This is a genomic window from Paenibacillus sp. 1011MAR3C5 (assembly GCF_003591485.1).
GTDB lineage: Bacteria > Bacillota > Bacilli > Paenibacillales > Paenibacillaceae > Pristimantibacillus.
The window spans coordinates 191,723-211,992 of record NZ_QZCF01000006.1 but is presented as its reverse complement, the minus strand read 5'-3'; the positions used below and the strand labels follow the sequence as shown (position 1 = coordinate 211,992).

The following is a 20,270-nucleotide window of genomic DNA, read 5'->3' as shown; positions in this document are numbered from 1 at the left end:
TTTCCCCTGAGCGAATAATGCCGGTTATTTACAAACCGTTAGAGGGTGCGATAAGCTGTGAGCAGACTGAGGAGCTTCGAACGGGAGAGTGAAGCGTTATGAAGATTAAAGTATTGATCGCAGATGATAATTCCTTTGTTAGAGAAGGCATGAAAATCATATTATCAACATTCGAAGAGTTCGAGGTGATTGCAACGGTGCAGAATGGCCGGGAGGCTGTCGACTATTGCGAGTCCCATGAGGTAGATGTTGCGCTGCTCGATGTGCAGATGCCGGTCATGAGCGGAGTGGAGGCGACCAAGCTGATCACCGAGCGAACACGGGCCAAAGCGCTTATCCTAACGACCTTCGACGATGACCAGTTTATTCAGGATGCCATTCGCAACGGCGCGAAGGGTTATCTGTTGAAGAACAATGATCCAGAGCGGATTCGGGATGCGATTCGCACCGTGTATCACGGACATCATGTACTGCAGGACGTCGTGCTGAACAAGCTGGCATCCGGCTTGATGACGGCAAGGGGGCAAGAGCAGTCTCCGGTGGCGGGAGAGAAAATCGACAAAGCCCTGTTCACGGCAAGAGAGCTGGATATTATGGCGCTTATTGCGAAGGGTTTGTCCAATAAGGAGATTTCCAAGCAGCTGTACATATCTGAAGGTACCGCAGCTAACCATATCACCTCCATATTAAGCAAGACGGGACTGGAGCATCGGACGCAGATCGCGATTTATTATTTGACGGGCGAGGGCAAATAAGTGAAGGAGCGCGAGATACGGCCGGAGAATTGGACGCTCTTGTTCAAGCTTGTGCTGCTGCTCTATGTGACGGGCTCCATCAACCTGTCCGTGAGCGGGCTAACCGGCTGGTATACGGCTGCTATTCTGCTCTATATCAGTCTGGATCTCTTCACTCATATTATGCGTTCCGTCACCATGCAGCGGGTAGGCGCCGCTGTGTCCGTCCTGTTCATCATCGCTATATCCTATGAACTGAATCCGATACTGACACTGCTGATTCCCGTGAACCTGCACAAGCTCGCCGTACCTATGCTGCGGCATCCTGCGCCTGTTCTGCTTTTGATGCTGGCCCCGATACTTCTGCTTCCGAAGGAGCTGTATGCCAGCTATGGGCTGGCAGCAGCTGTAAGCTATCTCTTTCTTGCGGTTCTGTCAGTCTATGCCGACAAGAGCAGGGCTTACCGAAGCACGCTGGAATCGATTCGGGAAGAGCAATATCGGCTGAAGAGGCAGCTGCAGGAGAGTCTGGAGCACCGGAGACAGTCGGAATATATGTTCAAGCTGGAGGAACGCAATCGGCTCTCGCAGGAAATTCATGACCGGATCGGCCACTCTATGACCGGAGCGCTGATCCAGATGGAAGCCGCGAAGCGGCTGTATGCGACAGACGCTGTGAGGTCGGCTGAGCTGCTTCAGAATGCCATCCATATTTCCAAGGACGGCATTGAGCAGATTCGCCAGGTGCTCAAGAGCATGAAGCCGCTCAATGAACAGCTCGGCATGAATCGGATGCGAGTGCTGGCGGATGAATTCGCTGCCACGCATGAGATGGAGACGCAGTTAACCCATGAGGGGGATCTGGATCGGATTGAGCCGCTCCACTGGCGCATCATTCAGCAGAATGTAACGGAAGCGCTGACGAATACGGTGAAGTACGCGGAAGCCACTGCTGTATCGATTCATATCCAAGTGCTGCATACGATGATCAAAGCTAGCGTAAGCGATAATGGCGCAGGCGCCTCCAAGGTAATCAAAGGGCTTGGAATGATCGGCATGGAGGAGCGGACGGCTGCCGTAAGCGGCAAGATTATTGTGGACGGGTCCAAGGGCTTTACTGTCACGACGCTTATTCCGTTAGCAAGCGCATGAGTGGTTCATGTGCGGACCATGAAGATTCTCATGGATAAAGGATGAACTTGTGCACTTCGCAGGTTCATCCCTTTTTTATATGATGAACGTAGGTTGAAAACGAAGCGGGAGGATAAGCGATGAACGTATTGCAATTGAAAAAGCTGACCAAAAAATACGGGGAATTCGCAGCAGTGGATCAATTGACACTCGCAGTTAAAGAGGGCGAAATATTCGGCCTGCTAGGCGCGAATGGAGCGGGGAAAAGCACAACGATTCATATGATTGCTTCACTCATTCCCATTACGAAAGGCGAAATCGAGCTGCTGGGCAAAAATATCGCCAAAAACAGCAAGTTCGCGAGGTCCAATATCGGCATCGTGCCCCAGGAACTTGCGATCTATGAGGATATGACCGCTTATGAGAATGTTCATTTTTTTGCCGGATTATATGGTCTAAGAGGTGGGGAGTTGAAGCGCAGAGCGGAGGAGGCGTTGGCGTTCACAGGCTTGAGTGACAAGCATCGCAGCTATCCGAGAGATTTCTCCGGCGGCATGAAGCGAAGGCTGAATATTGCCTGTGCGATCGCCCACCGTCCGAAGCTGATCATAATGGATGAGCCGACGGTCGGCATTGATCCCCAATCCCGCAATTATATTCTGAATTCGGTGCGGAAGCTGAACGAAATGGGAAGCACCATCATCTACACGAGCCACTACATGGAGGAAGTCGAGGAACTATGTACCCGGATCGCGATTCTCGACCACGGCAAGGTGATTGCGGAGGGAACGAAGGCACAGTTGAAATCCATTATTACCGACCAGAAGGATATCCGCATTGATGTTCGCTCTGCTGCGGGTCTTGATACAAGAAAGCTGAGTGAGATTGCCGGAGTACGGGCTGTCATAATCAATGATGAGCAGAATAGCGTGAGCATCAGCACCGATGCAGAGGTAAACAATCTGAACCGCATTATTCAACAGTTGATGGCGGCAGATATCGAGATACGCTCGGTGGAGGAGAGTCAGCCAAGTCTGGAGACGGTATTCCTGACGCTGACTGGCAGAAGCTTACGGGATTCATAACATCGATACGGGAAAGGAGGGATGATTCATGAACATATGGCGGATAGCAGTCAAGGAGTTATTGACGTTTCGCGATGTGAGGATGCTTGTATTCATGCTGGCTACGCCTGTGCTGCTCATGCTGATCATGGGCTCGATGTTGTCCAGCGCCTTTAACGGCAGCGTTGCAATTGGCGATATTCGGGTCGTCTATTCGGATCATAGCGAGGACGGCTCGATCGGTGCGAATTGGGAATTGTGGCTGAGCCAATCCGGTACAGAGCATATGGTCTTCGAGAGGTTCGAGGGAAGCGATTCGGAAGCGATGGAAGGGGTGCGAGATGGCAGATACTCCGGATATGCAGCATTGAAGCAATCCGGCGTCCACTATTATGGCAACAGCCGAAGCAGCGTGGAGAACAGCATGGTAAGCGGTGTCCTGTCGGCATTTGCCGATCGCTATAGGCTGAGCCTGGCTGGGGCTGCGCCGGAACCAGAGAGCATGGTGCAAGGAAGCTATGTGAAGGAGACGTCTCTCCAAGGTTCGCACATGCCGGGAGCGATGGACTATTTTGCGATTGCGGTTACGACCATGATTATTTTATATAGCGCTGCAACGGCTGGAAATCTGATCGACAGCGAGAGAACGCGCAATACAGCCACTCGTTTGTTAGCCTCTCCGATTTCGAAGGGCGAGATCTTTGTGGGCAAGATATTGGGCACGATGGTGCTTCATGCAGGATTTGTCGCGATCATTATGTTGATCAGCAAATATATGTACGATGCGAATTGGGGCGACAATCTTCCTATGGTCGGGCTCGTGCTGCTTTCGGAGATCGCCTTTGCACTAAGCTTGGGTCTCGGGATCAGCTATATCGTCAAAGGCAAGGCTTCCGGCATTGTTGTTATGACGATCATCCAGTTGGCGTGCTTCTTCGGAGGCTCCTATTACCGCATTGAAGATAACGGGGATTTAGTCAGTAAGCTGGCGCCCTATTCGCCGCTTACCTGGTCTAATGAAGCGTTGCTGGATATTATTTACGGTGGCGAGACCGGAACGGCTATAACCGCATCCGCGCTTAATCTTGGCGTTGCCGTGGTGATGCTCCTTATAGCGGCTGTCATGATGAGAAGAAGGGAAGGGCTGTAGCGATGAGAGATACGATATGGTTGATTCGGAGAACGGCTCTGGCTATGCTGCGAAGTTACAAGAGCTTGCTGCTGTATTTGCTCACGCCGATCATCGGCATCGGGCTTGCCTTTCTCATCTATAGCGGGTCAGGCGATGTGTCGGTACGAATTGGCGTAGTAAATCAGGATGGCGAGCAGCCGATAGCAGCGGATGTGATCGATTTTCTGGATGGCATCAGTCATGTGGAACGGAGTGACGTTCAGGAAGAGGAGGCGCGCGCGCTCGTGCTGGCGGGAGAACTGGATGCGGCAGCCATCCTGCCAAGCGGCTTCTCTGCAGGGGTTAAGGCTGGCAAAGCGGAGTCTCCTATAGAACTGGTTGCTCTTGAAGGCTCCATGGCGGCATCTTATATGCGCTCCTATCTAGATCCTTACATTGGGAATCTGACGGCAATCGGCATGAGGACGCAAAACGGCGGGGAGAGCTTTGATACGGTCTACGCCAAATACAAGGCGGCGGAATTTCAGCTGCAGTCGGAGGAAGTGGCAGACATATCGGCCCAGCGCGATATGACAAACCGCGCGATCGGATACTTGATTATTTTCATGATGTTCTCAGCCGTTAATTTGTCGGCTTTCATGATCAAGGAGAAGGAGAATCGTACGTACTTCAGGGTGCTGGCTTCTCCTGTCTCGGCCAAAGCTTACGTGGCGTCCAATGTGGCCGTGAATATGCTTGTGCTGCTGGTGCAAATGGCCATTATGCTGGTTGTGATGATTGCCGGCTTTGGGATTGAGCCTGGCCTTCCGCTTTGGCAACTGGTTGCCGTCTTGCTGCTGTTTGCTTGGGTGGCGGTAGCTCTGTCCTTGGTCATCATCGCTTTCGCAAGCAATTCCATGGCGGCAAGCGCGATGCAGAATACGTTAATCATTACGACTTGCCTGCTTGCCGGCTGCATGTTCCCGATTGATGCGATGCCTCAAGCGATGCGCATGATCGCAGATTTCCTGCCGCAGCGCTGGCTGCTGGATACGATAAGCAAGCTTCAGCAGGGTACTGCAATAGCTGACTTGTCCATGAATCTGCTGACACTGCTTGCTTTCGCGGTGACGTTTTCTCTGCTGGCGATTTATAAGTTTGGCCACAACAAGCATGCCCGAACATATGTATAGGAAGCAATCATGGAAGCAGCCGTTCCGATCTATGAGTTGTGTGTTAAAGCTTATGTTTATCTCCTGTCTTATTTCATAAAAGGAAGAATGTCGTTTCGACTTAAAGGCCCGTCATGATATACTGAGGGCATGACGACACTAGATACGGATACGCAAGCACAATTGAATGAAAAACGTTGCAGCGTCTGCGGCAGCATGAAGCCGCTTGGCGAATTTCTTCGCAGAACGGGGCGAAGACCCGGCAGACACGGACGCCGGGGGACCTGTCGGGCTTGCCGGAGCGGCAGAGCAGCTGCGCGGCCTGAGACAGCGGCTACGCGCAGAGCAAGTGCCGATCTTGTTGCCGTTGCGAATGCAACTGAGCCTATAGACAATCAGTTGGTGACTCCTTCTCCTGAAGCCGGCATCATGGACGGAGCTGCCGCGTCGCCTGCGCGCAAGAAGCGGTCCCGGAAGAGGCGGCGGGCAGGTGCTGCTCTGAAGCGCCAAGGCGCAGCTGCAGCTCATTCGCATTCGGAGCCTGCGCCTCCCAAGCGGGAGAAGCAAAGCCCTACGGATGTGTCATTCCTGCGTCCGACAGCGCAGGGCTTTATTCGAATGCGGGGGAAAACTGATAACGGACGGCGCTGGTACCAGGAGATCGAGCACGAGCTTGCGCAGGTTTTGGTACGGGAAGGCGCAGCGGTCGTGGTAAACCGGCATACCATTCGCAGGCTTTACAGCAACAAGGAATTTCGCCAGCTCATCCTGACCCGTGACAACTATACCTGCCGATTCTGCGGGAAGTATGGCGATACAATTGATCATGAGCTGCCTCGGGCGAAGGGCGGACATACAACACCTGCTAACTGTGTATGTGCCTGTTATGAATGCAACCAGCTTAAGGCGAACCGGGACGTAGATGAATTTATGCGTACCATGGATTAGGCGGGGGCCATCTAGTTGACACTGAACGATACATTGGCGAAAGATCTCCTTGCCTGGGAGATCTTTTTTGCCATGCGTTGGAATGGGCTGGATATCGTTAGCTATTGAAAAACTCGCAGCAGAAGGCGAAAATAGGGATATGCTTTACTAGGTTAAAAGATAAAACAAAACGTAAAAGCTTATCGTGACAACGCTTTCATTCCGATAAATACGGTGTAGGCGCTAGACTGCGAAGGTTACGCGGGTTCTGAAGCTATGATAAAATACTACATTACTATGATGTCATGCTATGTGACATAGTCATACTTAGAGAAGCGGCGGGGGATCGCAATGGACAATTGGCTCGGAAGATCGCTAAAACATAAACTTTCATTACTAATTATTATATCGGTACTGGTGCCGGTGCTCTCCCTGGGACTGTTCTCGTATTCCATTGCGGAGAAGCTGACGGAGGAGAAGGCGATCAACTCAGGCATGAATACGCTGACGCTGCTCGGAGCTTACTTGGATAATATGGTTCGGGATGCGGAGTTTTTATCGCTTTATATTCTGGGACATGAGGACGTTCAAAGTTATTTGCGTTCGCCGGAGACGGATGGACAGCTGCAGAGAAAGGTAGCGGCGCTTCTGATGACGATGGCGGTATCGAAGTCTTATATCGCGAATGCGATTGTGGAGCCAGAATCCAACAGGCCTGCTATCGCCTCGAAATCTGTAACGGAGTCCGGCTGGACGGATGTGACGGAGGAATTCCCGAATTATTATAATGAATACTCCAAGTGGTGGTCGTCGGTGCATCTCCAGACGACGTCTTCGGAAGGGACGAGGGATGTGATTACGATGTCGCGTCCGATTCGCAGCACGACCAAATATTCTACCATGGGTATGCTTAAAATAAGCTTGCTGCAAAGCGTGATATCCGATCATTTGAAACAAGCGGGCCTGGAGGGCGGAGGCGACGTCCTGCTGCTCGACAGCAGCAACCGGATTATGGCCGGACCCGATGGATTCACGAAGAATGAACTGCTGGAGACGTATTATCCGGGCATCAAAAGCTTCAAGTCGACCAGCAGCTGGATGGAATACGGCTCAGGGGTCGACAAAAAGACCATTCTCTATTATGACATGGAAAACGTGAACTGGCGGATCGTCGGCGTCATTCCGGCTCAGGCCTATAAGTCGCAGAACCAGTATTTCCTGACGTTAACGGCGGTTGCCGTCAGCATTGCGATGCTGTTCGTCATCGCATTTGTGCTGTTCCTCATTCAGAAGGTAACGAAGCCGCTTTCGACGCTGGCGAAGTTCCTGAAGAAGTCGAGCCCGGACGAGCCGCTGCCTACGCTTCCAGTTACGACGATCGATGAAGTGGGTCAGCTCATTATTAGCTATAACCGGATGAGCTCCAGAATCGAAAACCTGACGGATGAGGTCAAGAAGAACGAATCATTGAAGAAGGAAGCGGACATGCTGGCGCTTCAAGCCCAGATTAATCCGCACTTCCTGTACAATACACTGTCTTCCGTTCATTGGATGGCCTTAATGAAGGGTGAGGGACGGATTGCCGATATGGTTGGCTCCTTAAGCGACTTCTTGCGCTTCAGCTTGAACAGCGGACAGGAATACTGCACGGTGAATCAGGAAATCTCGCATATCGATAATTATGTCAATATTCAATCGATCCGATACCCGGACAAGTTCCAATATGAAGCGGACATCCCGTCGGAGCTGCTGGAGAAGCGCATGCTGAAGCTGCTTCTGCAGCCGCTTATCGAAAATGCAATGATTCATGGCATCTTGAAGCGTGAAGGGCTGGGGCATATTTCGGTTCGTGCGATGGCGGAAGAAGAGATTATGACCTTTATCGTGGAGGACGACGGCATCGGCATGCCAGCCGAGCGGGTCGAGGAGCTGCGCGATCGCATAGCAAGCCGACTGGAATCCGAAGAGAATATCGGTACAGGCGGAAGCTATGGTCTGAGGAATGTGCATAGCAGACTTATGCTTCATTACGGACCGGAGGCCGGATTGCAGGTTGAGAGCGAGCAAGGCCGGGGAACGAAGGTTACCTTCACGATCCCGACGACCTCCACACTGCTTGAACAGGAACGGGAGAAGGAGCATGGCAAGGAGCGAGAACAATCGGGATACGACCGGCGTGACCAAGGGGAGGAGAGACAAGCGTGAAGCTGTTGATCATAGACGATGAGATCATTATACGGGAAGGCCTTAGCACTGTGATCAAGTGGGAGGAGAACGGCTTCACCTTGCTGCAACCGGCGGCTTCCGCCGAGGAAGCGCTAATGCGTATCCCGCTGGAGAAGCCCGATATTATTATGACGGACATCCGAATGACAGGTAAGACGGGACTGGATCTTGCCCGAGAGGTGAAGCAGGACTTCCCGGATACGGAGATTGTTATCCTGTCAGGGTATGAGGAATTCGCTTATGCCCAGCAAGCGATGCGGGAAGGAATCAGCGATTATCTTCTGAAGACAAGCAGACCTGGCGATATCATGGCGGCTGCGATGCGAGCCCAGAAGCGCATCATAGAGAAACGGGCTGCTGAAGCTCATCAGACGGCGTTCCGCTCCAAGCTGCTCGAGAGAATGCTGGTTGGCGATTCCCCGGTATCCGATCAGGAGGTCGAGAACATCCTGCTTTATTATCCGGAGCTGCGCATGGCCTCGGAATGGGAGTCGCTCGAGTTATGGCTGGTCACCTCAGAAGTCAACTTGACGGTGAGCTCAGAGGAGGAGCAGGCGCTGGGCGTTTTGGGCAACAAGCTGCGCCAATCGCTGGATTGCGCCATTCTGGATTGGAATGGCGGCTGGCTCTTCATCTTCCGCTCGAACCAGTCAGGGGCCATGAGGAGGGTCAAGGCCTCTGTAGAGCATGCGGAGCGTATTCTGGACTGCCGCTTGTTCGCGACATCAGGTTCAATCGCGGCTAACGTCAGGGAGCTGCGGGGTGCTCTTCGTTCTGCGGAGCAGGCTACCACATTCCGTTTTCTTGCCGGCGAGTCCAAGCTAATACGCTACGATGATATAAAGAACCGCAAAGGCATGCGCACCGTCTGCTCCCAGGAGGAGGAGGCGAGTCTGACGTCTGTGCTTCGCTCCAAGGATCGGGAGAAGCTCGACGCTTGGATTCAGAGCACGCTGGCTTATGTGAAGCAAGACCCCGAAGCAACACCCGGCTCCATGAAATCTTACCTTCACTCCTTTCTGGTGGCAGGCTTCCGCTGGCTGGAGCGGGCAGCCGCTTCCGTCAGCCAGTCTGTTCAAGAGCTGCATCAGCTTGAAAGTCTGGATCTGAATGAACTGGCCAAGCGGCCTGCCGAAGTGATGGGCAGTATCCTCTACTCCATTATGAGTCAATATGATGAGCTGTCCGGCGACCGCAATTCTGCCATTGCCAAAACGATCGCTTATATCCGCGAGCATCTGGATCAAAGCTTGACCCTGTCGCAGGTTGCGGCATATGTTCACATGAATCCCAATTATTTCAGCGAGTTATTTAAACGTGAAACAGGGAAAAACTATATTGAGTTCGTCACCGAGGCCCGTATTGAGTGGGCGATCAGACTACTAAGGGAAACGCCGGCGAAGGTGAGCGAGATCGCCAAGCGTGTGGGGTATGAGGATATGAAGCATTTCAACCGGATGTTCAAGCGGTATACAGGAGAAACACCCTCCTATTTCCGTGATCGGGGACAATAGGTGAAATTTCACCCCCTACGATCTGAATTCTCCCCCCTACGACTACCTCGGTGTCTTGACTATACTGAGATTACATTACCGAGGGGGGACTTACTCTAATGAAGAAGAGACTTACATTGGTTGTAACGCTTATCACGCTTATTTCCCTGCTTGTAGCCGCATGCGGCGGCTCTAACAACAACACCAACACTGGCGGCAGCAACAAGCCTGCTGACGGTGGCAGCAAAGAAAAAGTTAAGCTGACGATTTGGCATAACTTCGCGGGCGACGATCTTCGTGCTCAAGCTGTTCGCGGACTGATTGACGAGTACAAGAAAAACAACCCTAACGTTGAACTTGACGCGCAAGCGATTCCAGTTGACGGTTACCGCCAGCGTCTGAGCACAGTTGCAGCGGGCAATGAAATGCCAGACGTATTCTTCGTATATGCAGGCAGCCAGTCGCAAGAGTTCTTCGACGCAGGTTTGCTGCAACCGATTACACCTCTTGAAGAGAAATACCCAGAGTGGAAAGGCAACTTCATGGAAGGCGCATTCGATCGCTTCACATTTGAGCCTAACCAAATCTACTCTGCTCCAATCGCACTTTCCGCTACATCGTTCCTGTACTACAACAAAGATCTGTTTGAGCAGTATAACGTAAAAGTGCCAACAACTTGGACTGAGCTGATGGCAGCTGTAAAAACATTCAACGACAACAAAATTACGCCAATCGCTTTGGGCAACAAAGCTCCTTGGGTAGCACAGTCGACGATCATTGGTTCTCTGGCTGACCGTGTAACGGGCACTGATTGGTTCCTGAAAGCTGTTAAAGGCGAAGCTTCTTTCCAAGATCAAGTATTCGTTGATGCACTTGGCAAGTTCAAAGAACTGGTAGACAACAAAGCATTCCAAGACGGTGCGAACAGCATCGACAACACACAAGCTGAGCAATACTTTATCCAAGGCAACGCTGCAATGATGATCAGCGGTGCATGGACGCTTACGAACCTTGCGGCATCCGCAACGGAAGAGCAAGTAGCTCCTATTGAAGTAACGACTATTCCAGCAATTGAAGGCGGAGCAGGTAAAGCCGGCACAATCTCTGGTGGTCCAGGCGCTGGTTTCGCACTGAGCAAGAACACAACTGGAGCGGCTAAAGACGCAGCTCTTGAATTGATCTATGCAATCAGCGGTCCAGACGGACAGAAAAAGATTGCAGAGAGCAACTCCATGATTATGTACAACATGGATCTTGAGCAATCCAATGTAAGCCCGCTTTACCTGAAAGCATTCAATGTAGTTAAAGAAGCTACAATCACACCGGTATATGACGCTTACCTCTCCGCAGAAGCGGCTGAATCGATCAACAACGGTTTGCAAGAAATTATGATGGGCGGCAAGCCAGAAGACGTAGCGAAGAAACTGCAGGACGCACAAACTCGCTCGACTCAATAATGACTAACCATTCGCGTAGCGTGCCGCAAGGCGCGCTACGCGATAAAGATTGAAGGAGGCTGTCGCCATGCTGTCATCATTGCGCACCCGAAGCTTCGTCGCTCTGGCGCTGCTTCCTGCAGTACTAATCTTCATCGTTTTCGCGATTATCCCGATCATTTGGTCCATGTACTACGGATTTTTTGATTGGAAAGGACTTGGTTCCGCCAAGTTTATCGGTTTCAAAAACTATGAAATGATGCTGCAAGACCCTATATTCTGGAGAGCTCTGAAGAACAACTTGATTCTGGTTGCTTCTGCCATTATCGGCCAGGTGCCGATTGCGCTGCTTCTCGCTTTGCTGCTATTGAAAAACTCTTTCTTTAACCGTATTATCCGCTCGGCGGTATTCATGCCAATGGTTCTGTCTACGGTCGTTGTCGGTCTGATCTGGGGTTACATTTATCACCCGCAAATTGGTATTCTGAATCAATTGCTGGAGACGCTTGGACTAGATTCCTGGACACGGGCATGGTTGTCCGATCCGAAAATCAATATGTTCGCTGTATCCATTCCGATTAACTGGGCCAACATCGGTCCGTACCTGATTATCTTTATCGCAGCGCTTCAGAACATCTCCTCCGAGGTGAATGATGCAGCGAAAATCGACGGTGCAGTTGGATCCAAGAAGTTGTTCTATGTGACGCTACCAATGATCTGGGATATGGTCGTTGTTGCGATCGTCCTTTGTATCTCGGGCAGCTTGAAAGCATTTGACCATGTTATTGTCATGACAGGCGGGGGGCCCGCGCAGTCAACGGAGCTTCTGGCAACCTACATGTACAACAACACCTTTACCGTGTATCGTTACGGCTATGGCTCCGCCGTATCCACCATGATCATTCTAATCAGCGCATTGCTTATTGGATTGAACTACATCATTACAAAAAGACGGAGCTAAGGCGGTCTGACGTCTAACTAGACCGATAAAGGAGTGAATCTTATGCAAGCATCGACAAAAATGCAGGCTGCGGGCGAAAAACCAGCCGCGTGGAAGAAGCCGGTTAGCTTGGTCCTAAAAGCGCTGCTGCTTATATACTCGGGCATTACGCTATATCCGCTGTACTGGCTCATCATAAGCGCGTTCAAGACGAATCAAGAGTTCTTCAACCGTCCTTATGCTTGGCCATTGCACTGGCAAATCGATAATATTGTTCGGGCATGGGATCTCGGCAATATGGGCAGAGCGATGCTCAACTCCGCGATCGTTACGATTGTCGCATTAGTGCTGACGATTGTTATCGGTACGCTTGCCGCATATGCATTGTCCCGGTTCAAATTCAAGTTTAGCGGCTTGCTGAAAGGGATGTTCCTGCTCGGCATGCTGATTCCGATTCACAGTACGCTTGTACCGCTCTTTATTTTCATGAATAAAGTCGGTATCCTGGATACGTACTGGGCACTAATCATGCCGTACACAGCGTTCGAGCTTCCGATCGCCATCTTCCTTGGCATTGCGTATCTGACGTCCATTCCAAGAGATGTTGAGGAAGCCGCTATGATCGACGGCAACGGCTGGTGGGGCGTGTTCGGGCGCATTATCTTCCCGCTATGTTTGCCGGTGATCTCGACCGTATCGATTCTGGCATTCCTGCGATTCTGGAATGACTTCTCGTTCGCACTCGTGTTCATCAATACACAGGCGCTCAAGACACTGCCGCTTAGCTTGTCGCTATTCTCCGACGGCTTCGGCACTGACTATGCACTGACGATGGGCGCCATGTTCATTGCGGTTATTCCAACTATCGTGATCTACCTGATCTTCCAAGAGCAGATCATGAAGGGCATGGTTGCAGGCTCGGTCAAAGGTTAATTCCTTTGCCGGGTCTTTTCCCGTTTGAACAAGAAATAACCGCTCTTTGTGAAATGGCAGTCTGGCCACCACAAGGAGCGGTTTTTAATTTGAACTACACATGGCTGGACAAACGGAGCAAGTAAATATGGTGGAGAAGCGGCAGCGATCGGAACCATATTTACTTGCTCCGTTTGCGGTTTCGTCATGATGTTTATCTTAAGCCAAGAACGCAGCCCCGACAATCGCGGAGAACAGCAGGATGAAGACCGGGTGCATGCGATAGCGGACCAGCATCATCCAGCCTGCGCCTAGGATAAAGATGCCGACGAGCAGTTGCTTATCCCACACTGAGCCGTCCAGGGAGCCTACGCCGAGCCTGTATACGGCGAATAGGATCAACGCCGTGACGATAGGTTGCAGACCGTATAGAATACGACTTAGCCAAGCCTGCTTATGCAGACGGTATAGCGCGGTCAGCAAGACGAGCGTCAGGATAGCGGAGGGAAGAATCAATCCGAACAAGGCTATAATAGCTCCGCTAATGCCATGTGTCTGATAGCCGATAAGTGTGCTTATGTTGACTGCTGCGGGTCCTGGAGCCATGCCGGCAACCCCGATCAGATCAAGGAAGGCGTCGCTGGACATCCATTGCCGACTAGCGGCTTCATGTTCGATCATGGGGATAAGCGCATAGCCCCCGCCGAAGGATAAGAAGCCCAGCTTCAGGAAAAATAAGAACATGGACCACATGGGAAGTTCCGCTCCTTTCTATGATGTCTGGATTAAATGAAGTACATGTATGCGGGATCCTCTTGCTTGCCGCCCTTCACGACGCTGCTTGTTGCATGAATGTCCCGCCGGTTCCGCCGGAACCATGCGTAGAACATCCCCGTGGCGATGCCCGCCACAATAATATAGACGGGAGCGAGTCCGAGCAATAAGCCAATTAAAGCCAACAGCAGGAGGATAAGTGTTGTGCGGTCTTTGATGGCGGATTTGCCGATTCGGAAGGCAGAGAACAGGATAAGCGTCATGACGCCCCAAGTGATGCCTGTCAGTGCGGCCTCTGCTTTGGCAGAAGGGCCAATCTTGGCGTAAACGGCGTATAGGGCCAGCACGATCAAGAAGGACGGTAGAATCGATCCTGCGCAAGCGGCAAGAGCGCCGCGCCAGTGATGAAGCCGGTAGCCCAGCAGTATAGCGGCATTCACGCCAACCCCGCCGGGAGCAGCGGAGGCAAGCGACAAGGTATCGGTTAGCGTCTCGCTGCTCATCCAGTGGCGCTTATCGACAATCTCGCGTTCAAGCGCGGGAAAGATAGCATAACCGCCTCCGAAGGAGACGGGCGATAGTTTAAGAAACGTCCAGAACAGGTGTAACATCGAGGGCTGAGTGTCTGGTTGCATAAGTTCTGATTCCCCTTTGTATTGCTTATGAGTTAATCATAACTCACATTATTTTGTTAGGGAAGGAACAGTATTTTATGGATTGTATCATGCTTTCTTATACCCTTTAATCCTAGTGTAATAGTATTATTTCATATTCATTATCATTATTTGGAAAATAAAAATTTCCTCTTGAAACGGAAACGCAAAGTGTGTACGATACTAAAGTATAATTGAATAAGCTCATATAATTTTGGGGATATGGCCCATGAGTTTCTACCGGATGACCGATAATTTGTCCGACTATGAGTGAGTGCGGGAGCAAGACGATAGGGTCGTCTTCGCGGACTCGCCATGCGTGTGCGAACCGGATTGCGATCCCGAAGGACAGGCTTCACTTGAGAGTAGACCAGCTCAAGTGGAGGCTGTCTTTTTTTTCTTTTCCGGAACATGAAGTTAAGATGCGTTCGAGTGAATCAGGCTATGCAGCCAAGGGGAGATGACAGAAGATGAAAGAGCTTGAAGAGCGTATACGCCGAGAAGGAGCGATCCTGTCGGAGACGGTATTAAAGGTCGATTCGTTCCTGAACCACCAGGTCGATACGGAGCTTGCTCTTACGACGGGGCGCGAGTTCGCGCGTGTATTCGGAGGAGATAAGATTACGAAGGTGCTGACGATCGAGGCGAGCGGCATTCAGTTCGCGATGGCGGCCGGTATTGCCCTGGGCGTGCCATTCGTCTATGCGAAGAAGAAAAAGGCGGTTACGCAATCGGACAAGGTGTATGTCGCTCCAGTCCATTCCTTCACACGCGGCGAAACGTATCAGGTGAGCGTGGATCAGCGCTATTTGAATGCTGGCGATCGAGTGCTTATTGTGGATGATTTTCTTGCGACAGGCGCTGCGCTGGTCGGTCTGGTCGATATCGTGAGAGAGTCTGGTGCGGAGCTCGTTGGCGTCGGCTGCATCATCGAGAAGAGCTTCCAGGAGGGACGAGGCTTGCTGGAAGCGAAGGGCGTGCGGATTCATTCCTTGGCGCGAATTGCGGCGATGAGGCCGGGCGAGGTTCATTTCATAGAGGAAACCGGAACTAGACAGCTTGAAGAGGAGAGAGCATAGCAGCATGTTAAGCAAACAAAGAGTGGTCACACTAGGATTCCAGCATGTCCTTGCCATGTATGCGGGAGCAGTTGTTGTTCCCATTATCGTAGGCCAGGCGCTCGGATTAACGCCAACCCAAATGGCGTATCTCATTGCCGCTGACTTATTCACTTGCGGAATCGCGACAATACTGCAAGTATGGGGCGGCAAATACTTTGGCAGCAGGCTTCCGGTCGTGCTGGGCTGTACGTTCACGGCGGTTGGCCCGATCATCGCCATTGGCTTGGCGTCGAACTTGGCGACTGTCTACGGCGCCATTATTATTTCAGGAATCTTTATGATTCTGGCAGCGCCACTATATGGCAAGATTCTGCGTTTCTTCCCGACGGTAGTAACGGGTACGGTCGTTACTATTATTGGTCTGTCTCTTATCCCGGTAGCGATGAACAATGTGGCAGGCGGACAAGGCATGCCCGACTATGCCATGCCGAGAAACCTGCTGCTGGCGTTGATTACGCTGGTCGTCATTCTAGTTGTGAACCGTTTCGCAAAGGGCTTCCTTCGTGCCATCTCCGTGCTGGTCGGTCTTGTGGTAGGTACAGTTATCGCTTATTTCATGGGCATTGTCGATTTCTCAGACGTGGCAGCCGCGTCATGGTTCAGCGTCGTTCAACCCTTCTATTTTGGCGTTCCGCAGATTAGCATTACAGCTATTATTACGATGATTCTTGTTAATATTGTCAGCATGGTGGAATCTACGGGCGTGTATCTGGCTGTAGGCAAAGCGACGGATCAGAAGGTAGAGAAGCAGCAAATCGTGAACGGATTACGCTCTGAGGGCGTGGCGATTACGCTTGGCGGGATCTTCAACGCTTTTCCTTATACGGCTTTCTCGCAAAACGTCGGCTTGATGACGCTGACCAAGGTGAAAACGCGCGATGTAATCTTCGCAGCTGGCGGCATCATGGTCATTCTGGGCTTGCTGCCGAAGCTGGCGGCCATTACGACTATCATTCCAAACGCGGTGCTCGGCGGCGCGATGATTGTCATGTTCGGCTCCGTTGCGGTATCGGGCATGAATATTCTTGCAGGCATTAACCTGCGCGATGAGCGCAATCTGCTGATTGTAGCCTGCAGCATTGCGGTAGGCATGGGCTCTGCTACTGTGCCTCAAATCTTCGGAGAGCTTCCGCAATTCGCGAAAATGATGCTGGAGAACGGCATCGTAACGGGCTCCGTTACGGCGATTCTGCTGAACTTGCTGCTGTCTTCCAAGACGAAGGAAGCGGATCAGCCGGCAGACGTGCAGGTCAGCGAAGCATAAATGTTCTGTTTTTTAAGAGATAAGAAAAGCAGGCCTTTTCTCCGTTTGAGCGGAGGAAAGGCTTTTTTTATTTCTTGCTTACTTCCTCCGCAAACACTGACACACAGTTGTCAGTCTTAGTGTTCTAAACTGAGATCAATCAAGAAATGATATGTGGAGAGGAAGATAAGGATGAATGTATCAAAGAAAAGTTCAGGTCTGGTCGTAGCAGGTCTTCTGCTTGCGATCCTGATGGCGTCGATGGACAATACGATTGTCGCCACTGCAATGGGGACGATTGTCGGAGAACTGGGAGGACTGAATCATTTTGTATGGGTGACGGCTGCTTATATGGTGGCGGAGATGGCGGGTATGCCGATCTTCGGCAAGCTGTCAGATATGTACGGACGCAAACGTTTTTTTGTGTTCGGCATGATCGTGTTTATGATTGGCTCTATGTTATGCGGTACTGCAGGGTCAATTGTTGAACTGAGCATCTATCGTGCGATTCAAGGCATTGGTGCTGGCGCGCTTGTTCCGATCACGTTCACCATTCTCCTTGACGCTGTGGCGCCGGAGAATCGCGGCAAGCTCATGGGGCTGTTCGGTGCGGTATTCGGCATGTCGAGCATATTCGGTCCACTTCTGGGCGCATTCATAACAGACTATGTAAGCTGGCAATGGATCTTCTATATGAACTTGCCGATTGGCGTCTTGTCGTTCTTTCTGGTTGCCAGAGGCTATAAGGAATCCGCTGTCCGAAATGCCGGACGAATCGATTGGTTCGGTGCGATTACGCTTGTTGGTGCGATTATCTGCTTGATGTTCGCCTTGGAGTTGGGAGGAAAGCTGCTGGCTTGGACGTCACTGCCTATTATCGGTTTGCTAGCGGGTTTTGCCGTACTCTTCATCCTCTTCATCATCGCGGAACGACGGGCCGAGGAACCGATTATTTCCTTCGGTATGTTCAAGGTTCGATTGTTCGCGGCCAGTACGATCATTGCGGTGCTTAGCGGTGCGGCGTTTATTGCGGCGTCGGTGTATCTGCCGATTTTCATTCAAGGTGTCTTGGGCGGAACGGCAACCAATTCCGGTCTGATGCTGCTGCCGATGATGGTGGGAACGGTCGTGACGGCTACCTTGGGCGGTTTTGTGATGGCGAAGCTGTCTTACCGGGTGATTCTGGTCTCTACGCTGGCACTATTGGTGGTAGGGCTTGGATTATTGACGACAATTTCGGCAGACTCCTCCAGGCTTGTGGTTACGTTGTATATGATTATTGTCGGGCTTGGCATTGGCGCTTCCTTCTCGGTGCTTACGAATGCAGCTATACATGGAATCGCTCCTGCTCATAGAGGAGCGGCTACCGCTACACTGAATTTCCTGCGCTCCTTCGGCATGATGATGGGGATAACGGTATTCGGCATCCTGCAAAGTCATGTGATGACGAATCGATTGACGGCGGTTTTCCAGGGCGGGACTGACGCGATGCCTCAGGGCATTGATCCGAAGGATCCGTATGTGCTCATGGAGCCTGCGCTGCGCAGTGCCATACCGGAAGGCATTCTGGAGAGGCTATTATCGGGCGTATCATCCTCCATAACGGAAGTGTTCATGTGGGGGCTTATCCCGGCCTTGCTGGCTGTAGGCGCAGCATGCTTCATGGGCAGAGAGAAGCATGATCCTGCGGCGGAGTCGGAGGCTTACGCAGCGGCGCATTAAGAATAAGAAGAAACGAGGAGCCTATTGCTCTTCGTTTTTTTTATTTGTGAAATGATTTCATAATTTATCGAAGGTTTGCATTATATTGGTGTATAGAAGTACGATCTATGATAAAATATGGTCAATCTACTAGAAGAGGTGATTCATGCGTGATCGGACGCAGCGGTAATCCAACATTAAGGGACAACACGTTCCAAAATTCCGGACAGGTATCCTCCGGACAACGAATGACAATTGAAGGAACAGTGAACAAATCGTTTATTATGCTAGCGATCCTGTTGGGCGCGGCATTCGTAACATGGTCGATGTACAATAATGGACAAAACGTGTTCGGGCTAATGATCGGCGGTGCTATTGCCGGCCTTGTTCTTGCCCTCATCGTATCGTTCAAACCAACGACGGCACCGATTCTGGTTCCGATCTATGCCGCCTGCGAAGGCTTGTTCCTGGGAGCGCTGTCGGCCAATTACCAATCGCTCTATAACGGTATCACGCAGCAGGCGGCTCTGCTTACGATGTGCGTATTCGTGGCGATGCTGGTGGCCTACCGGTTCAGACTGATTCAAGCGACCAAAAACTTCAGACTGGGCGTATTCGCGGCCACTGCTGGCATTGCGCTTGTATACTTGCTGAGCTTCGTACTCGGATTCTTCGGCTTGTCCGTTCCATACCTGCATGACAATAGCTTGATCGGCATTGGCATCTCCGTGGTCATCGTCGTGGTGGCTGCGCTGAATCTGGTGCTGGACTTTGACTTTATCGAGTCAGGCGCGGAGCAAGGCGCGCCGAAGTATATGGAGTGGTACGGCGCGTTCGGCCTGATGGTTACGCTGGTATGGCTCTACATTGAGATGCTGCGCCTTCTGTCCAAGCTGGCTAGCCGCGACTAATCGCAAGGGCGGCATAAGGGCAAGCTGGAGTGTGGCCCGTCTTCATAAAATTACCGTTCAGCAGGCCAAGAGATGACACCCAGGTCATCTCTTTCTCTTTTTCTAGGGAGATAAATAGTTATTACTAGCCAAAACGGGTTTTCGAATTGGAAGCTAGGAGGATGAGATGAGAAAAGCATGGTTAGCTGGTATTGTCGTATTGTTCTTAGGCTTAATCGTGTCGGGCTGCGCTTCGAATTCTTCAAATACGAAGAAAGAAAAAATGGTATCTCTTTATGTAATGAGCAGTTTTTCCGCAGCTAAAGAAGGCACCTTGCGAGTCGTGTCCGATTCGGAGGAAATCGCGATGTGGCACAAGGCCATGAGCGATTCTATTCAACGACAAGGCATCGTGAATATGGCTGACCCCCATTATAAAGTGGATCTCGGCGAGCAAGTCTATTTTCTCTGGATTGAAGAGGATAGGGGCACCGTTATGAATGTGCAAGATTCCCATACGATCCGTACATTAACCCCGAAGTATGCCAAAGCCGCTTATGCTGCACTCCAATCTCATTATCCGAGCCACACCGATAATTAAAGCCATTATTGCCGATAATCGTAAGATGAATAGTTGCAGAAGCAATAGACGGCCTGGGTAGGCTGTCTATTTAGGTTTCAAGCGATGAAAAAAATAAAGAGGCAAGCATAATTAAATCCTATTGATAATAATAATCAATAT

General features: G+C 51.2%; 18 protein-coding genes and 1 riboswitch. Of the genes, 16 read left to right on the top strand and 2 right to left on the bottom strand.

Annotated features, from left to right (window positions below; genetic code table 11):
- The first annotated feature begins 98 nt into the window (after window positions 1-98).
- The 11 genes from D3P07_RS19020 (at window position 99) to D3P07_RS18970 (ending at window position 13,167) form a co-directional block, all read left to right on the top strand.
- Complete coding sequence (locus D3P07_RS19020; RefSeq protein ID WP_119801836.1) at window positions 99-755, top strand: response regulator transcription factor; 657 nt, start codon at window positions 99-101, stop codon at window positions 753-755.
- Window positions 756-1,886 (top strand): sensor histidine kinase, encoded by a 1,131-nt coding sequence (locus D3P07_RS19015; protein WP_119801835.1) that lies wholly within the window; start codon window positions 756-758, stop codon window positions 1,884-1,886.
- Between the two features lie 119 nt (window positions 1,887-2,005).
- A complete protein-coding gene (locus D3P07_RS19010) occupies window positions 2,006-2,950 on the top strand; it encodes an ABC transporter ATP-binding protein (protein WP_119801834.1) in 945 nt (314 codons plus the stop codon).
- 28 nt (window positions 2,951-2,978) lie between these two features.
- Window positions 2,979-4,079 (top strand): ABC transporter permease, encoded by a 1,101-nt coding sequence (locus tag D3P07_RS19005; protein ID WP_119801833.1) that lies wholly within the window; start codon window positions 2,979-2,981, stop codon window positions 4,077-4,079.
- A 2-nt stretch (window positions 4,080-4,081) separates the two neighbouring features.
- Window positions 4,082-5,233 carry an ABC transporter permease gene (locus D3P07_RS19000; protein WP_119801832.1) on the top strand — a complete coding sequence of 384 codons (1,152 nt, stop codon included), beginning with the start codon at window positions 4,082-4,084 and terminating at the stop codon, window positions 5,231-5,233.
- 129 nt (window positions 5,234-5,362) lie between these two features.
- Window positions 5,363-6,160, top strand: coding sequence for an HNH endonuclease (locus D3P07_RS27155; protein WP_182914398.1), 798 nt, complete (start codon window positions 5,363-5,365; stop codon window positions 6,158-6,160).
- A 330-nt stretch (window positions 6,161-6,490) separates the two neighbouring features.
- On the top strand, window positions 6,491-8,344 hold the full coding sequence (locus D3P07_RS18990) for a cache domain-containing sensor histidine kinase (protein ID WP_119801831.1): 1,854 nt from the start codon (window positions 6,491-6,493) through the stop codon (window positions 8,342-8,344).
- Window positions 8,341-9,879, top strand: a complete 1,539-nt coding sequence (locus tag D3P07_RS18985) for a response regulator transcription factor (RefSeq protein WP_119801830.1) — start codon at window positions 8,341-8,343, stop codon at window positions 9,877-9,879. Before D3P07_RS18990 ends, D3P07_RS18985 begins: the two co-directional genes overlap by 4 nt.
- 98 nt (window positions 9,880-9,977) lie before the next feature.
- The gene (locus D3P07_RS18980) at window positions 9,978-11,315 is read left to right on the top strand and encodes an extracellular solute-binding protein (protein ID WP_119801829.1); all 1,338 of its coding nucleotides are present in this window, start codon (window positions 9,978-9,980) and stop codon (window positions 11,313-11,315) included.
- 67 nt (window positions 11,316-11,382) lie between these two features.
- Window positions 11,383-12,255 carry a carbohydrate ABC transporter permease gene (locus D3P07_RS18975; RefSeq protein WP_119801828.1) on the top strand — a complete coding sequence of 291 codons (873 nt, stop codon included), beginning with the start codon at window positions 11,383-11,385 and terminating at the stop codon, window positions 12,253-12,255.
- Window positions 12,256-12,297: 42 nt separating this feature from the next.
- Window positions 12,298-13,167, top strand: a complete 870-nt coding sequence (locus D3P07_RS18970; RefSeq protein ID WP_119801827.1) for a carbohydrate ABC transporter permease — start codon at window positions 12,298-12,300, stop codon at window positions 13,165-13,167.
- Window positions 13,168-13,365: 198 nt separating this feature from the next.
- On the opposite strand, the gene D3P07_RS18965 is transcribed toward D3P07_RS18970, so the two are convergent.
- Window positions 13,366-13,899, bottom strand: coding sequence for a chromate transporter (locus D3P07_RS18965; RefSeq protein WP_119801826.1), 534 nt, complete (start codon window positions 13,897-13,899; stop codon window positions 13,366-13,368).
- A gap of 32 nt (window positions 13,900-13,931) precedes the next feature.
- On the bottom strand, window positions 13,932-14,555 hold the full coding sequence (locus D3P07_RS18960) for a chromate transporter (protein ID WP_119801825.1): 624 nt from the start codon (window positions 14,553-14,555) through the stop codon (window positions 13,932-13,934).
- Between the two features lie 202 nt (window positions 14,556-14,757).
- Window positions 14,758-14,860: riboswitch (purine riboswitch) on the top strand.
- 183 nt (window positions 14,861-15,043) lie between these two features.
- Here D3P07_RS18960 and D3P07_RS18955 point away from each other — a divergent pair.
- From D3P07_RS18955 to D3P07_RS18935, 5 genes are all read left to right on the top strand, one after another.
- Entirely contained in the window at window positions 15,044-15,652 is a 609-nt protein-coding gene (locus tag D3P07_RS18955; protein WP_119801824.1) for a xanthine phosphoribosyltransferase, read from the top strand.
- 4 nt (window positions 15,653-15,656) lie between these two features.
- On the top strand, window positions 15,657-16,958 hold the full coding sequence (locus D3P07_RS18950; RefSeq protein WP_119801823.1) for a nucleobase:cation symporter-2 family protein: 1,302 nt from the start codon (window positions 15,657-15,659) through the stop codon (window positions 16,956-16,958).
- A gap of 171 nt (window positions 16,959-17,129) precedes the next feature.
- Window positions 17,130-18,659 carry an MDR family MFS transporter gene (locus tag D3P07_RS18945; RefSeq protein ID WP_119801822.1) on the top strand — a complete coding sequence of 510 codons (1,530 nt, stop codon included), beginning with the start codon at window positions 17,130-17,132 and terminating at the stop codon, window positions 18,657-18,659.
- 149 nt (window positions 18,660-18,808) lie between these two features.
- The gene (locus D3P07_RS18940; RefSeq protein ID WP_220482033.1) at window positions 18,809-19,549 is read left to right on the top strand and encodes a Bax inhibitor-1/YccA family protein; all 741 of its coding nucleotides are present in this window, start codon (window positions 18,809-18,811) and stop codon (window positions 19,547-19,549) included.
- A 166-nt stretch (window positions 19,550-19,715) separates the two neighbouring features.
- Window positions 19,716-20,129 (top strand): YhfM domain-containing protein, encoded by a 414-nt coding sequence (locus tag D3P07_RS18935; RefSeq protein ID WP_119801820.1) that lies wholly within the window; start codon window positions 19,716-19,718, stop codon window positions 20,127-20,129.
- Window positions 20,130-20,270 lie beyond the last annotated feature (141 nt).

What these genes read in the sequence shown, in the direction of transcription:
- D3P07_RS19020 (WP_119801836.1), top strand. Translation starts at nt 99, where the DNA reads ATGAAGATTAAAGTATTGATCGCAGATGATAATTCCTTTGTTAGAGAA.
- D3P07_RS19010 (WP_119801834.1), top strand. Translation starts at nt 2,006, where the DNA reads ATGAACGTATTGCAATTGAAAAAGCTGACCAAAAAATACGGGGAATTC.
- D3P07_RS19005 (WP_119801833.1), top strand. Translation starts at nt 2,979, where the DNA reads ATGAACATATGGCGGATAGCAGTCAAGGAGTTATTGACGTTTCGCGAT.
- D3P07_RS19000 (WP_119801832.1), top strand. Translation starts at nt 4,082, where the DNA reads ATGAGAGATACGATATGGTTGATTCGGAGAACGGCTCTGGCTATGCTG.
- D3P07_RS27155 (WP_182914398.1), top strand. Translation starts at nt 5,363, where the DNA reads ATGACGACACTAGATACGGATACGCAAGCACAATTGAATGAAAAACGT.
- D3P07_RS18990 (WP_119801831.1), top strand. Translation starts at nt 6,491, where the DNA reads ATGGACAATTGGCTCGGAAGATCGCTAAAACATAAACTTTCATTACTA.
- D3P07_RS18980 (WP_119801829.1), top strand. Translation starts at nt 9,978, where the DNA reads ATGAAGAAGAGACTTACATTGGTTGTAACGCTTATCACGCTTATTTCC.
- D3P07_RS18975 (WP_119801828.1), top strand. Translation starts at nt 11,383, where the DNA reads ATGCTGTCATCATTGCGCACCCGAAGCTTCGTCGCTCTGGCGCTGCTT.
- D3P07_RS18970 (WP_119801827.1), top strand. Translation starts at nt 12,298, where the DNA reads ATGCAAGCATCGACAAAAATGCAGGCTGCGGGCGAAAAACCAGCCGCG.
- D3P07_RS18965 (WP_119801826.1), bottom strand. Translation starts at nt 13,899, where the DNA reads ATGTGGTCCATGTTCTTATTTTTCCTGAAGCTGGGCTTCTTATCCTTC.
- D3P07_RS18960 (WP_119801825.1), bottom strand. Translation starts at nt 14,555, where the DNA reads ATGCAACCAGACACTCAGCCCTCGATGTTACACCTGTTCTGGACGTTT.
- D3P07_RS18955 (WP_119801824.1), top strand. Translation starts at nt 15,044, where the DNA reads ATGAAAGAGCTTGAAGAGCGTATACGCCGAGAAGGAGCGATCCTGTCG.
- D3P07_RS18950 (WP_119801823.1), top strand. Translation starts at nt 15,657, where the DNA reads ATGTTAAGCAAACAAAGAGTGGTCACACTAGGATTCCAGCATGTCCTT.
- D3P07_RS18945 (WP_119801822.1), top strand. Translation starts at nt 17,130, where the DNA reads ATGAATGTATCAAAGAAAAGTTCAGGTCTGGTCGTAGCAGGTCTTCTG.
- D3P07_RS18935 (WP_119801820.1), top strand. Translation starts at nt 19,716, where the DNA reads ATGAGAAAAGCATGGTTAGCTGGTATTGTCGTATTGTTCTTAGGCTTA.